The sequence below is a fragment of the Pseudotamlana agarivorans genome, assembly GCF_018860245.1.
GTDB lineage: Bacteria > Bacteroidota > Bacteroidia > Flavobacteriales > Flavobacteriaceae > Pseudotamlana > Pseudotamlana agarivorans_A.
On the sequence record NZ_JAHKPD010000007.1, the window covers coordinates 79892 to 95759 of the forward strand.

At 34.8% G+C, this 15868-nt stretch carries 10 protein-coding genes; 7 read left to right on the forward strand and 3 right to left on the reverse strand.

The features are described from left to right. Window positions 1–45 precede the first annotated feature (45 nt). From mdh to gyrB, 3 genes are all read right to left on the reverse strand, one after another. The gene (gene mdh, locus KO493_RS01770; protein ID WP_216066230.1) at window positions 46–972 is read right to left on the reverse strand and encodes a malate dehydrogenase; all 927 of its coding nucleotides are present in this window, start codon (window positions 970–972) and stop codon (window positions 46–48) included. Between the two features lie 328 nt (window positions 973–1300). After that, window positions 1301–3094, reverse strand: a complete 1794-nt coding sequence (locus KO493_RS01775; RefSeq protein WP_216066231.1) for an outer membrane protein assembly factor BamB family protein — start codon at window positions 3092–3094, stop codon at window positions 1301–1303. A 377-nt stretch (window positions 3095–3471) separates the two neighbouring features. Beyond that, window positions 3472–5421, reverse strand: coding sequence for a DNA topoisomerase (ATP-hydrolyzing) subunit B (gene gyrB / locus KO493_RS01780; RefSeq protein WP_216066232.1), 1950 nt, complete (start codon window positions 5419–5421; stop codon window positions 3472–3474). Window positions 5422–6441: 1020 nt separating this feature from the next. On the opposite strand from gyrB, the gene KO493_RS01785 reads away from it, so the two are divergent. The 7 genes from KO493_RS01785 to KO493_RS01815 all read left to right on the forward strand — a co-directional run bounded on the left by KO493_RS01785 (window position 6442) and on the right by KO493_RS01815 (window position 15677). Then, on the forward strand, window positions 6442–7728 hold the full coding sequence (locus KO493_RS01785; RefSeq protein WP_216066233.1) for a porin: 1287 nt from the start codon (window positions 6442–6444) through the stop codon (window positions 7726–7728). A 288-nt stretch (window positions 7729–8016) separates the two neighbouring features. Continuing rightward, the gene (locus KO493_RS01790) at window positions 8017–8286 is read left to right on the forward strand and encodes a hypothetical protein (protein WP_216066234.1); all 270 of its coding nucleotides are present in this window, start codon (window positions 8017–8019) and stop codon (window positions 8284–8286) included. Between the two features lie 3 nt (window positions 8287–8289). Next, window positions 8290–9690 (forward strand): amidase family protein, encoded by a 1401-nt coding sequence (locus tag KO493_RS01795; protein ID WP_216066235.1) that lies wholly within the window; start codon window positions 8290–8292, stop codon window positions 9688–9690. After that, window positions 9690–13031: a bifunctional amidotransferase subunit GatB/aspartate--tRNA ligase AspS gene (gene gatB/aspS / locus KO493_RS01800; RefSeq protein WP_216066236.1), complete on the forward strand. Its 3342-nt coding sequence runs from the start codon at window positions 9690–9692 to the stop codon at window positions 13029–13031. The genes KO493_RS01795 and gatB/aspS overlap by 1 nt, the downstream gene beginning before the upstream one ends. Window positions 13032–13185: 154 nt before the next feature. Continuing rightward, a complete protein-coding gene (tssD, locus tag KO493_RS01805; RefSeq protein ID WP_216066237.1) occupies window positions 13186–13887 on the forward strand; it encodes a type VI secretion system tube protein TssD in 702 nt (233 codons plus the stop codon). Continuing rightward, window positions 13880–15007: a hypothetical protein gene (locus tag KO493_RS15850; RefSeq protein ID WP_252723133.1), complete on the forward strand. Its 1128-nt coding sequence runs from the start codon at window positions 13880–13882 to the stop codon at window positions 15005–15007. The genes tssD and KO493_RS15850 overlap by 8 nt, the downstream gene beginning before the upstream one ends. Before the next feature lies 1 nt (window position 15008). Continuing rightward, entirely contained in the window at window positions 15009–15677 is a 669-nt protein-coding gene (locus KO493_RS01815) for a hypothetical protein (RefSeq protein ID WP_216066238.1), read from the forward strand. Window positions 15678–15868 lie beyond the last annotated feature (191 nt).

The following is a 15868-nucleotide window of genomic DNA, read 5'->3' on the forward strand; positions in this document are numbered from 1 at the left end:
ATTAATTTTCAGACGTTTTTTTTTATTTCTAGGAATTACTAAGATCTATAAATCTAATAATCCGTTAGTTTTTGTTACACCTTCAGCAGAAGCTTGCATATGAGCTTTTTCAGCATCACTTAAAGGAATATCAACTATTTTTTCAATACCGTTTTTACCTAAAACTACAGGTACACCGATACAAATATCATTTAAACCATATTCACCTTCTAAGAAAGTTGAACAAGGGAAAATCTTTTTAGTATCACAGGCAATAGCTTGTACCATTCCAGATACAGCTGCTCCTGGTGCATACCAAGCAGAAGTTCCTAATAATTTAGTTAAAGTAGCTCCACCAACTTTAGTATCAGCAGCAACTTGCTCTAAACGCTCTTCACTTAAAAACTCAGAAACTTTAATACTGTTTCTTGTCGCGTGACTTGTTAATGGCACCATACCAACATCACTATGTCCTCCAACTACCATACCGTCAACATCGCTAATAGGAGCTCCTAAAGCTTCAGCTAATCTGTATTTGAAACGTGCAGAATCTAAAGCGCCTCCCATACCAATAATTCTATTTTTTGGCATACCAGTAGCTTTGTGAGCTAGGTAAGTCATGGTATCCATTGGATTACTTACCACAATAAGAATCATGTTTGGTGAATGCTCTAATAAACTTGTAGATACATTTTTAACTATTCCAGCGTTAATACCAATAAGCTCTTCACGAGTCATTCCTGGCTTACGAGGAATTCCTGAAGTAATCACACAAATATCACTATTTGCTGTTTGGCTATAATCGTTAGTGACACCTGTTATTTTAGTATCAAAACCATTTAAAGATGCACATTGCATTAAATCCATGGCTTTTCCTTCAGCAAATCCTTCTTTGATGTCTAGAATGACAACTTCTGAGGCGAAATTTTTAATAGCAATATACTCTGCACAACTTGCACCTACTGCTCCTGCTCCTACTACAGTTACTTTCATTTTATTATTATTTATTATTAATTTGATTTTATCTTTGAAATACAACTAAAAATTATAGTTCAAACCATGCTAATTTACGAATTAAAACCCTTTTAATAAAGAACTAATAGGGGATTCCTGAGTTTTTTGAGACTACCTAAATATTTTATGTTAAAAATTTAGAAATTCTATCCAAACCTCTCAAAACACTGATTAATGTAAAATGATTTTATAGTATGATTTTTAAAATAGAAATGAATAACATAAAAAAGCCTCACCAAAAATTGGTAAGGCCATAAATATTATAATATTCAATTTTTGGGCTTAAGCATCAAAATGCTCATATATTTTAAAACTTATAAGCCGTAATTAAATAGTTTTTTTCATTTGTAAATACAACACCATCAATACTATCAATAAAATAATTAGGTGTTTTATCCATAAGTTCGATTTCAGCATCTACTGAACCTGTTTTTTTATTCACCATATATATCTTGTGGGTTGTTGGCGCGGTATCATGCTTTACTTTAGTTACAATAAATTGGTGATCTTTCACATGTTGTGAGTTAGAATAACGTTGCTTTGTAACTTCAAATACCGTTGTCATATCGTCTTCAGACCCCATATAAAGTCCTGCAATCATAGATTCTTCAACTGCGACATCGTTTTGATCGGCAGAATTTAAAACCACACCATTAGACAATGATGACAGCATAGAGATATTATCCATAGACCCTTGAATATCTATATCTACACCAGCAATATCCATCCCTATTTGAGCGATGCCAACAAGTCCAGAAATACTTGAAGCTGGCTCAAAATAACTGGTATAAACTAAGCTTCCTGAAGGCGTTAATAAAGACATGTGTTGATCTGTGTTTATTAAATAACCAGAACCTTCAACATATTCTGCGACTAGAGGCGTTTTCTTCTTCACTTCTTCAAGCTCAATATCTTCAGCAAATAAATCTACTGAACCTGTTTTCAGGTCAAATTTATAAGCGTTTCCATTTTCAAATAAAACCACTTTATCTTCATCAGTATCAAAAGTAACCGCGGGAATCGATTTAAATTTCACATCTTTATCCCAAACATCTTTTCCTTTTTCAAAATCTAAAATATTAGATCTTTCAGTTGAAATATAAAGTACGCCTTTAGGAATAACAGCGGTATAATATGAATAGCCCTTTACATTACTATTCCAGATTTTTTCACCATCAAAATCAACTAAAGAGATAGAGCCATCTTTATCATTTTTACCAATGGCAACAAATCCTTTTTCGTGAGCAATCACTTCATCTAAAAACTGAATTTTATAACTTTTCTTCCATTTGAATTCGTTTGTTGCTGGATCAATGATATTAAAACCTTCAGATTCAACACAAATCAAATTATTATCATTATCAGGCCTAATATCCACTAAGGTTCCTCTTAATTTTAATTTGTCTGGAGTAATATCTTTTCCGTTTGAAGGATCTAATATCAAAAGTTTTCTCGATCGTCTTACACCCACATAAAGGTTGTTATTTTGGTGTGAGTACACTAAGGCATTAATATCTTTATCGGCTTCATGTGTCCATAAGATTTCACCTGTTTTGATATTTAAAGCATAAATATGTTCTTTAATACCAACAATTAAATTGTTATCCTGATCAAACATAGGCCCGTGATCAATAAAAGAGGCGCTAAAAATCTTACCAAGAAGACCACCGCTTATTTCTCCTAAACTTGTTAGCCATTCTTTTTCCCAAGTTTTAAGACTAAAACTCATTAGAATACGCTCTTTATCATTTAAAAGTTCAAATAATATCACAGCCTCTTCTGGCAAAACAGTAAAGTTTTTTATTCTATAGTCTTCATCTTTGGTATCAAATAAAACATGTCCATTAGCTGAATTCACTAGAACACCTCGGGTTTTACCGGTTAAAGGCACATATTCAACATAAAATAACGGTAGGCCATCAATATTTAAAAACGAAGTTTTATCAATAGCTTTTAGTTCTTCATTCTTCCAAATCACATCACCAGATGTATTATCTAAAGCGACTAATCCTTTAGCTCCTGAAGCTAGAATGACACCATTATTGGTTTGTTCAATCCAACCGACTTGGTATAAATCTTCTTTTAAATCTACTTGCCACAATTTTTATTGGGCAAAAACAAAACTAGTCGCAAGCATAACTTGCAACAATAAAAGGCACTTTTTCATCATAATTTGAGGTTAAGGTTAATTGGTTTTTAGGATTGAATTAGAACTCAAAAATTCCAATTCAAATCGCGCTAACTTAATAATTAAAACCCGCTTCATAAAGAACTAATAGGGAATTCCTGAGTTTTTTGAGACTACCTAAATATTTTATGTTAAAAATTTAGAAATTCTATCCAAACCTCTCAAAACACTGATTAAAGTAAAATGTTTTTTAAGCCGGGTTTTAAAATTCGAAATAACTTGTAAAAAATAAGGCTGTCTGAAAAATAAATTCAGACAGCCCCTATTTTAATTTATAATACTATTTCTATTTACGCATCAATATTAGCATAAACAGCATTTTTCTCAATAAAATCACGACGTGGTGGCACCTCATCTCCCATTAACATAGAGAAAATTCTATCGGCTTCCGTTCCGTTATCGATTTGAACTAAACGCATGGTTCTAAATTCAGGATTCATGGTAGTATCCCAAAGTTGTTCCGCATTCATCTCACCCAAACCTTTATAACGTTGTATTTTTGAACCATCGCCAAATTCGGCAACAATTTCATCACGTTCTTTGTCTGACCAAGCATATTGTTTTTTAGCACCTCTTTTCACTAAGTATAAAGGTGGCGTTGCAATATAAATATGTCCGTTTTCAATCAATTCCTTCATATATCTGAAGAAGAACGTTAAAATTAAGGTTGCAATGTGACTACCATCAATATCGGCATCACACATGATTACCACTTTATGGTAGCGTAATTTTGAAAGGTTTAAAGCTTTACTATCTTCTTCCGTTCCAATGGTTACACCCAGTGCGGTAAAGATGTTTTTAATCTCTTCGTTTTCAAAAACCTTATGGGTCATGGCTTTTTCAACATTCAAAATCTTACCTCTTAATGGTAAAATCGCTTGGAATGCACGGTCACGACCTTGTTTAGCCGTTCCACCCGCCGAATCTCCCTCAACAAGGAATACTTCACATTTGGTTGGATCTTGCTCTGAACAATCTGATAATTTTCCTGGCAATCCACCAATACTCATTACGGTTTTACGCTGAACCATATCACGCGCCTTTTGAGCGGCATGACGTGCTTGCGCAGCCAAAATTACTTTCTGTACAATTGTTTTAGCATCGTCTGGATGCTCCTCTAAATAATCAGTAAGCATTTCAGAAACCGCCTGACTTACCGAAGCAGACACTTCACGGTTACCTAGTTTTGTTTTTGTTTGTCCTTCGAACTGAGGCTCTTGAACTTTTACAGAAACAATAGCTGTCAAACCTTCACGGAAATCATCACCAGCAATATCAAATTTCAACTTGTCTAATAAGCCAGACTCATCGGCATATTTTTTAAGCGTATGTGTTAAACCACGACGGAAACCAGATAAATGCGTTCCTCCTTCATGCGTATTAATATTGTTTACATAAGAATGTAAATTTTCAGCATAAGACGTGTTATAAATCATAGCCACCTCAACTGGCACACCGTTTTTCTCGCCTTCAAAAGCGATAACATCTTTCATTAAAGGCTCACGAGTCGCATCTAAATACTTGATAAATTCTTTTAAACCTTCTTCAGAATGAAATGTTTCACCTTCAAATTCGCCATCTTCTTTTTTATTACGCTTATCCACTAAGTGAACCGTAATCCCTTTATTTAGATAAGCCAATTCACGTAAACGACTAGCTAAAGTATCGTAGCTATATTCTAAAGTTTGTTTAAAAATAGTAGGATCTGGTCTAAACGTTACAATCGTTCCACGTTTATCGGTATCACCAACTTTTTTAACTGGATAAATCGCTTTTCCGCGCTCGTATTCTTGCTCCCAAATCTCGCCATTTCTGTAAACAGTAGCTTTCAAATGATCGGATAAAGCATTCACACAACTTACACCAACACCGTGTAAACCACCAGAAACTTTATAAGAATCTTTATCAAACTTACCCCCTGCTCCAATTTTGGTCATAACAACCTCAAGCGCAGAAACACCTTCTTTTTTGTGCATATCTACAGGAATACCACGACCATCATCTTCTGTAGTAATCGAGTTATCTTCATTAATTATAACAGTAATATTGTTACAATGTCCTGCTAAAGCCTCATCAATCGAGTTATCGACAACCTCGTAAACAAGGTGGTGTAAACCACGCACACCAACATCACCGATATACATCGACGGACGCATACGCACGTGCTCCATCCCTTCAAGGGCCTGGATACTATCAGCAGAATAATTATGTTTATTAAATTCTTCTTTAGGTTCGCTCATAATTTATGTTTTCTAAATTAATGTTCTACTTATTTATTTTTTCACGCTTCCGCGGAAGCGAAACAAGTCTCAAACTTTCTAAATTTAAAATCAAGAAAGCTCTGAAACATGTGCATAAAAAAAGATGCCTACGAGCATCCTTTTGAACACAAACAAATATACGGCTTTATAACCTCATATTAAAGCATTTCATCGAGCGAAGCGCAAAATTATCAACAATTGTTAATTACTAAAAACACGCTTAAATCGCTTAAAAATGGCTTTAAAATTAATTTCATACTTCTTTTACCAAGCTCAAAACCAAGAAAACACAAAAACCTCTGAAAAAGCCTTATTTTAATTCACATATAGTGCAAAAAACAGTGAATTTTAGCCTGATTTGCACTTAAAAATATCAAAAACAATAACCCTATTTACCTCTCCGTGTTGTCTTCTATGCATCTCTGCGTAACAACTAAAAACCAAATTCTCGCGAAGGCGCTAAGACGCAAAGGCAACCACGCCAAAATCTGTAATAATCAGTGAAATCTGTATCTAAAAAAATCTACATGTGCCTCCGAAAAATCTCAGCCTAGCTCTGCGTAAGAGTGAGCAACCAACAACCATCAACCAACAACTAACAACTAACAACTAACAACTAACAACTAATCTCTCACAAAGGCGCGAAGACGCAAAGGCAACCACGCAAAAACCTGTAATAATCAATGAAATATGTGTCTAAAAAATGCTCCGTGCGTCTCAGTGAAATCTCGGCGTAACTCTGTGTAATAATTTCAAAAGAGGAAGCCAAAAACCTCAAACCAACAATTAATCTCTCGCAAAGGCGCAAAGGCTACCACGCAAAAATCTGTATCTGAAATAATTTTCTGCATAAGAGTGAGCAACCAAAAACCATTAACTAAAAACCAACAACTAGAACTTAACCCCACATTTTTTTTAAATAAATATGAGAAATATCACCTGTGAACTCCTACAATAATCATAATTTTGCAATGTATTTTCAATACTGTATTCATGAAAATGAAGAATATACATTTTTTAGTTTTACTAATAACACTCTTATCCTCCATAAATGCAATCGGACAAGAAACCGACTCACTTTCTAACAAGCAACAAACCCAAGTTTTCAAATCTACATTTAAATGGAATGTTCGCGCACAGTTTTGGTTACGTCACTCCAATTTTAACAAAGGCTCTTTAGTTAATAACGAACCTACATCACATTTCACAGACATTTCTATACGCCGACTTAGAATTCCAATTTCGGCACAAATTACACCTAAACTATACGCTTCAGCACTTTTTGGCGACAACAACTACAACATAAAATATGATGGTCCATGGATACGTATTTTAGATTTTTATGCCGAGTATGCCTTCTCTAAACAATTCACCATGGGTATGGGTAAATCGGGTTATCAAGGTTTAAGCCGTTGGAATGTGCGTTCGAGTTATTCTTTAATGGGATTGGACTCCCCGCTATTCCCTTTAAATACGGTTGAAAAAAATGATGATTTGGGGCGTCAATTCGGATTTTGGCTTAAAGGTCAAGCAGGACATTTTGATTATAGATTATCTGCAAATCAGCCAAAAGCAGTGACTACAGCTCCGCACGGAAAAGTAGACTTTGCCAACAACAAACCACGTTGGAAAACATCAACATACGTGAAGTATCAATTTTTTGAAAACGAGTCGAACAAATCGGCTTATCAAGTTGGCACCTATTTAGCTTCCAAAAAAGTTTTTAATATTGGCGCTGGTTTTCAGTTTCAAGAAAAAGCCTTTAGCGATGGGGACGCTCAAGACCCGCTAACCAACTTTTACGACATGCAACACTGGGCGGTCGATTCATTTTTAAATCTACCTTTAGGGAATCAAGATGCTATTACGGCTTATTTGGGCTATTATAACTTTGACTACGGTAAGGATTACGTGAGAAATCTTGGCGCTAACAACCCAACAAACGGTGTAGAAAACGGTGATTATAATGGTGCCGGAGTTGCTTTCCCCATGATGGGAACAGGCTCCACTTGGTATGCACAATTTGGTTACGCTTTTCACCCAACTAAACTTTTTAATCAGCAAGTTGTTATTCAGCCAAATATTGCTATTCAGCATGCCAATTGGGATGCCTTAAAAGACCATATGACCGTTTACGATTTTACGCTAAACTTTTTAGTTAAAGGTTCGCACAGCAATAAAATGAGCTTAGGCTACCAATACCGACCTATTTTCGATGCTATAACTTTTACCAACACGAGCTATAAAGGCATGGCTGTTTTACAATACCAAATCACCCTAAAATAAGAAATAGAGCATCTCTTTCCCCCAATAAACAATGAGCTTTATTCTGTCTAACTCGGTTTTTATATTTTTTATAGAAACCTACCACACTTTATTGCTATTAACTTCAAAAGAAAAAACGCATTATAACCGCTCCATTGTTATTAATATTTCAATGATTCAAACACTTTACTCCTATATTTTAATAATAATAACATTATTTTAACTTTAGGCATAGTAATGCAAAAACTACTTAAAATCTTTCGTAATTTTACCCGCTTAAAAGTTTCACTTTAAAACACATAAAAAGACATGAGTAAAATTATGACAGTCGACGTTTTGTCGAGTATTAAAGGAGCACAGCCTTCCGAGACTGTGAACAAGTTATTTGAAGTTATTAAGAATGCCAATCTTACAAATAATAATTCTTTTAATAATAATCATAATAATAGCGTGTCACTAGATAATTTGAGAGCAGATGTTGTGATTGACAGTTCTGAACTGGAAAAACAAATCATTATTGAAAACTTCCCAAAAGAAAAAAACGGCTATTTAGTGGTTTCTAAAGTAATAGAAGAATAGTTTATGGACTCTCAGATACTAAAAATCCATCAGCAATTGGTGGATCAAGAAATTACTTGTACAGCACTTGTGCAAAGTAAATTAGACGCATTAAAGCAAAACACAAACAACACCGTAAACGCTTTGCTCGACGAAAAAGCCTTAGAATTGGCTGCGAAAGTTGATGCGAAAATTGCAAACGGTGAAACGATTGGTTTATTAGAAGGGATTCCTTTTGGTATTAAAGACGTGTACATGGTTCAAGGCACCATAACAACAGCCAGTTCAGATTTACTTAAAAACTATAAATCGGCATACACGGCTACAGCCATTCAAAAATTATTGGATGCTGGCGCGATTCCTTTAGTTAAAGAGAATTGTGATAGTTTCGGACACGGTTCTTCAAGTGAAAACACCATTTTCGGCGCCGTTAAAAACGCCATTAACCCAGATTTAGTGGGTGGTGGTTCCAGTGGTGGATCGGCCGTGAATGTGGCTAAAGATTATACCGTTTTTTCTATTGGAGGTGATACCGGTGGTTCTATTCGTCAGCCAGCAGGCTATAACAATGTTTACGGATTAAAACCAACTTACGGGCGCATTTCACGCTACGGTTTAATGGCTTACGCTTCGTCAACCGATTGTGTTGGCCCAATTGCTAAGTCTATTGAAGATATTCGCATCGTTTTAAACGCCATGAGCGGACAAGATGTGAAAGACCAAACGACTTACGCTTCCGCGGAAATTGATAAAGATGCGATTTCAACTTCAGAAAATATTAAAACCATTGGTTATTTCAAGAACTTCATTGAATCTGAAGCTATTGATGCTGAAGTGAAAGCGGATTTCTTAGCAGCCATCGAAAAAATAAAAGACAAAGGGATTGAAGTGAAAGCTTTAGATTTCTTTGAATCGAATACTTTAGTGTCCACATATTATACACTCGCTATGGCGGAAACAGCTTCTAACCTGTCACGTTTAGACGGTACTAATTACGGCAACCGTATTGAAGCTGAAAATTTAAAAGAAACCTACGCCGTAACCCGTTCTGAGAATTTTTCAGAAGAAACCAAACGTAGAATCGTTGGTGGAAACCAAGTCTTATCACAAGGGTTTTCAGATGAAATCTATTTAAAAGGTTTAGGCTTGAGAGATCAAATTTCAGAAAATTTCGAGAAAGATTTCAACGAAGTTGATATCATCCTGTCACCGGTAACGCCAAGCACACCACCTAAAATTGGAGATAGCCTGAAAGACCCTTTAGCCATGTATTTATCTGATGCTTATACCGTTGGATTTAGCTTGGGGCAACTGCCAACGCTAACCGTACCACAAGGCACAAGTACGGGTTTACAAATTACAGCCGCAAAAAATAATGACGAACTCGTTTTGAAGTTTGCTAACTTCTTAAAAGACACGATATAATGGAACTGGAGCAATTAAACGAGCTATTAAAAAAGCACGAATTAGAATTAGTAATCGGTCTGGAAACCCACGTTCGATTAAATACCAACACAAAATTATTCTGTTCTTGTGCAAATCAAGAAATAGAACAACCTAATCAAAATATATGTTCGGTTTGTACTGGGCAAATGGGTGTGTTACCATCAATTAACAAAGAAGCCATTACTAAGGCCATTTACTTTGGAAAAGCCGTAAAATCGACCTTTTCTAACGAAGTGATTTCTTGGGATAGAAAGCACTACGAATACCCAGACAACCCGAAAAACATACAAATCACACAGTTTCATAACCCTGTGATTCCTGACGGACAAGTATCGTGCTACCGTAATGATGGATCGCAGTTTACAGTGAATTTAACACAGGTTCATATTGAGGAAGATGCCGCTAAACTGATGCACGAAAAGAAAGTGTCGTTAGTTGATTTTAACAAAGCTGGTGTCCCTTTAATTGAAATTGTGACTGAACCTTGTATTCGTCATATTGAAGATGCTTCAACTTATGCACAGTACATACAACGTATTGTTCAGAATTTAAAAATTTCTGAAGCTAACCTTGAAAAAGGTGAGTTTAAATCTGATGTTTCTGTTTCGCTTCGTAAAAAACAAGATTATAATTTAAATCCGCGTACCGAAATTAAAAACTTAAACTCGTTTAAGTTTATGGTCGATGCCTTAAAGGAAGAAGTTGAAAAACAACTTAATTACTACATCGAGCACAAAGAATTTAGACCAGACCAAACTACGGTTTTATGGGATGCTGAATTGAAGCAAACCAAAACCATGCGTAAAAAGGAATTTGAAGCCGATTACCGTTTTATTTCGGAACCAGATTTACCTTTTGTAAGCATTAAAGATGTGGTAGAATCGATTGATGTAGATATTTCTACTTTACCTTTTGCTGTAGAATCTATTTTGATTAAAGGTGGGGTTTTACCCCAAGACGCCAAGTTTTTTACTGCCGATTCCTTACGTTCTGAAACTTTTGTGGCTATAAACAATGTGATTAAGGATCCGTCGTTTGTTGCCAAAACGCTAGTAAATAATATTGCTGCCGATGATTATTCTAGCATTCACAATATTGAAAATCTGATTGAAATTTTTCAACTGTTTAAAGCTGAAAAAATCACATCAGTTTTAGTACAGAACGCCATTACTTCTTATTTAAAAGATAGAAACTTCGATTACAATACCTATTTTGATGAAAATACCATTTCTGAATCTCAGATTCAAGATGCGATTACCAAGGTTATTTCTGAAAACGAAGCCATTGCAAACGATATTAAATCGGGTAACCAAGGTAAAGCTGGAATTCTTGTTGGAAAAGTCATTGCCATTATTGGTAAAGGCGCTTCAGGAAAAGTAATTCGCGAAGGCATTTTATCTGCGCTTGCAGGGAATAATGACGGAAGACCGAAGACCGAAGACCGAAGTGCGCAACAACCAACAACCAATAACCAACAACCAACAACCAAAAGAGAAGAAGAGGTTTTACCTCAAATTCCTATCGTTATAAAAGACGACTATAGAACACACGTGATTTCAGAGGTTTCGGAAGCTCATATTTCTGAAAAAATCACACTTTCAGGATGGGTTTCTAGTGTGCGTGACCACGGTGAATTGATGTTTATCGATTTACGCGATTCGAGCACGCAAATCTTCCAAGTGCGTTTAAGTAGAGAATCATTCCCTAACTTAGATGAATTGGTAAAACTCAAACCAGAATCGGTTATTACGGTTTCAGGTGTTGTGGTTCAGCGTAAAGAAGACGATTATAACGCGGCTTTACGCACGGGTAAAATTGAATTGGAAGCTTCAGATTTAGAAATTTTAAACCTTTCTAAAACCCTGCCTTTTGAAATAAAACGCGCTACAAAAACGAATGAGAACGTTCGTTTTCAGTATAAATATTTAGACCATAGAAATGATGATGTACGTCGCGTGATTGTAAATCGCCACAAGGTGATTAAAATGATGCGTGATATTCTAGACGATCAAGATTTCTTAGAAATTGAAACGCCTATTTTAAGTGCCGGAACCGATGAAGGCGCTCGTGAATTTATCGTGCCTACACGTAAACAAGCTGGTGCGTTCTACACCCTTCCGCAGGCACCTCAACAATTCAAACAAATGTTGATGGTTTCTGGTTATGAAAAATACTTTCAAATAGCACGTTGTTTTAGAGATGAAGATTCTCGTGGCGACCGTCAGCCAGAATTCACACAGTTGGATATTGAAATGGCCTACGGAAGCATGCAGCAAATCATTGATTTGAACACTAATATGTTTAATGGTATTGTTCAGAAAATATATGGTAAAAAATGGATTTTACATCCGTTTGAAGTGATTACTTATAAAGAAGCGATGGACAGTTACGGTTGTGACCGTCCGGATTTACGTTTCGGATTAAAACTTCAGGATATTACTGAAATCGTAAAAGATACCACCTTCCAAGTATTTAGTAAACCTATTGAAGAAGGCGGTATTGTAAAATGTATTAAAGTTTCTGCTGAAGAGCAAGGCAACAAACGTTTGTCTAAAGGTCAGATTGAAAAACTTACGGGTATTGCCCAACAACACGGTTTAGGCGGACTGGCGTATATCATTGTGAATGAAAATGATTTACAATCGCCAATCATTAAATTTTTAGGTGAAGATATTGCTGCCGGAATCATAAAAACCACAGACGCACAAGTTGGAGATATTGTATTCTTCTCTGCTGCCGATTATGCTACAGCCAACAAAGCTTTAGATGCGGTGCGTCAAGAATTAGGAAGCATGTTGCGTTTAATCAACCCTAAGGAATTAAGACCTGCTTGGGTGGTTGATTTCCCAATGTTTGAAAAAACAGATGAGGGTAACTGGACCTTTACGCACAACCCATTCTCTATGCCTGCTATTTATGATTTAGACAAGCACATGAACGGTAAAGAGGAAGAAATTGGTAGCATTATCGCCCAGCAATACGATTTAATCTTAAACGGTTATGAAATTGGTGGCGGTTCCGTCCGTGCACACAAACCAGAAATTTTGGAAGCCACATACAAAAACATGGGCTACAACAAAGAAGAAATGATGAGGAGTGTGGGCACCATGTATAAAGCCTTCCATTACGGCGCACCACCACACGGCGGTATCGCTTGGGGTGTAGACCGTTTGATGATGATTTTAGAGAAAAAAGCTTCGATTAGAGAGGTTATGGCCTTCCCTAAAACAGGAACCAGTGAAGACTTGCTATTTGGCGCACCTTCATTATTATCTGATAAAAAAGTAGAAGAAATGAATGTTAAGGTGATGAAAAAGTAATTTAGAATTCACTTTTATGTTTTTATAGAATTAAAGCTTCAAATTATTTTGAGGCTTTTTTTTTACGTGTATTATAAAATTGTAATATATTGCTTACCATATTAAGTTGACGCGATACAATAAGCACCTAAGCAACTTTTCCAGCAGCAAAAAAATGAGTGTAAAGGCAAAGATTATAATTGACAAAAAAGAAATAAACGTACTCTGGTACAACTTCAAGTTTAACCAAGAGGCTGATTATAACGGGAGACCCTCACAAAAACCGGTTTTCTCTGGTTTACAATTAAAAATTGAAACGAGAAAAGATCTAAATTTAGCCGATTGGTCTTTTGCCCCTGATGAAACCAAGCAATTAGAACTACACATATACCCCATAATTTTGGGAGGTAAAACTCGTAAACTCTACTTTTATGACAGTCATTTGGTTTACTGGAACAACAGCTTTACATCTATTGGGAATGAACCCATGTCTGAAACGCTCCATATTACAGCTGCAGGAGTGGAAGATTCTAATTCTGAAGGGGTTTATTCTGCTAATTGGAGAAAGACATATCCTCAGCAACAAACTCAGCCCACTATTATTAAAAATGAGAAGAAAGTAACCAACTTCATTATAACCAATGTTAATAATGAAGAAATTCAGGATTATAAAAAAAATGACATTATTATTCTAAACATTGAAACTCAAAATCGTATTGGAGATGTAGTAAACGTGAATTTAGATGACGCCGAATACGACTTTGAATACAACGGTAATTTAGTCATTGATAATACCATTAGCAACATTGTTATTAGTAATGATTTAGAACAACTTGAATTAAAAGTTGTAGAACAAAAATCAAAACATCATGGTTAAACTAAAGGAAACTGGTTTCAGAATAACTTTTGAAGATGGAGAAACCTTAACAAAGTATCTACAACCCATTAATGAAAATCAACCTTTCAAGATTGAATTTAAAGCATCAAGCAATGACATTAAAGAAGGCACATTTGGTTTTGACACCATACCAAGCGAAAACATTGTAGAATCTGACTACGAAAAATTAAAAAATGAATATAAACCACTTTCTGAAAAAATACTTGGAGAAGAATACATCCCTAATTGGATAAGTATAAGGAAAGATCAAACTATTGAGCTGGACTTAGACTGGAAAAAGAAAAACAAAGCAGAACAATATGAAACTATCGCTTTTGAAAATCATAAGGACTTTACCTTTGAGCCAGAAAATTTGAAAGATGCGAAAAAAGTAGCTATTACTTGTATAAACGACAATCCAAACCCAGTTCAATTACTCATAAAAACAGATAACGAATTAATTGTTGGAGCATTAAACATTTTTTATCCTAAACCTAAGACCATCGACCTTGAATGGTGCTTTGTGGAAATTCAGGGTACTGAAAAAGACGAAAAAATACTCTTAAATAAAATTGGGAAAATATTATTAGAAAACTACCTTAAAAAAGGATTAAATCCTGCACTAATAGATATTAATATTAAAAACAATGAAGCTAAATTAATAGATATTAGCACAGATGCCATAAAGCTGAAAGAACATGGCTATTTAAAAAAACACCCAACAATTGGAAATTATATTGAGCGTAGTAAAAAAAGTATTATTTTAAGTTTCGTTAGCAACAAAAACAAAGAAGATAAAAATAAATTAACTGTTTATTTTATCAATCAAAAATGCATAAATACTTCAGATATTAAAGAAGACGGAACTTTTAAAATGGCAGGTGGCGTGTCTCCAACAGGTACTGGCACAGCTTATTTGGTATTAGATAATGGTGGAAATATTAAATCTGAAAATATCATACACGAGGTAATGCACGCTTTAGGATTAAACCATTCATTTTCAGATACCCACAGATTTAAAGACACAAAAACCGATAACTATATGGACTACGAAAACAACAAAAAACACACTTATAAATGGCAATGGAAAAAACTGCATGAATATTCTAAATTACAATAAAATGCGTTATCTATATATTTTACTAATAAGCTTTTTTTTTGCTGGTTGCTCTTCTATACCTAAAGAATATTTATCTAACAACCATTCTTGTCATTATAATAATGTCATTTTTAACATCAGCAATGAAGAATTAGTCCTTAATCCGAATATTTTAAAACAATTAAAAAACAAACAAGAAAGTATAATTTTAGTTGATAATGAAAATTACCAAAATAGATTTTCTAATTTATCTAGTTCAAAAATAATTAATTACCAAACTAATAAAAAGCTAGACATCGCTAAGTGGATTGTTTATCAAAAAAATGGAATTATTGAATCTTCTGAATTTATTTATCTTAATGGTACAAAATCCATATTTAAGGAATATCATTATAATGAAAAAGGCAATATTACCAAAATTATAGACCATGAAAAAGGATATAATATCTGCTGGGCAGAAGCTATAGAAATTGTAAAACACGTAGCAAAAATAGACATTGAAAAGTATGAAGTCACTGCTTATAACCTATCTCGCGTAGATTTAAATGAATTTCCAAACGAAAAACCACAATGGGCGATTTCACTTTCTAGCAACAAGGCATACGAACGCAAAGACACCAAAGTATACTGGATTGATGGTGTAACAGGTGTATTTTTAAAAACGACCAAAATCATAACTACTCACGATTAATGTTAGTAAGCCAGCCTTGTTTTGAGCTTCAGTTCATTCTGAGCCTATTTTGAGGTAAACAACGCCGAATAAGTGAAATATTTCGACATAAAAAAACATAAGTTGTTCGTTTCATTAAAAGCAAATAACAAAAGTAAACACTTAAATTTACTTTTTTATATATTTGTAAACAAATAAGGTTACATTTTTTT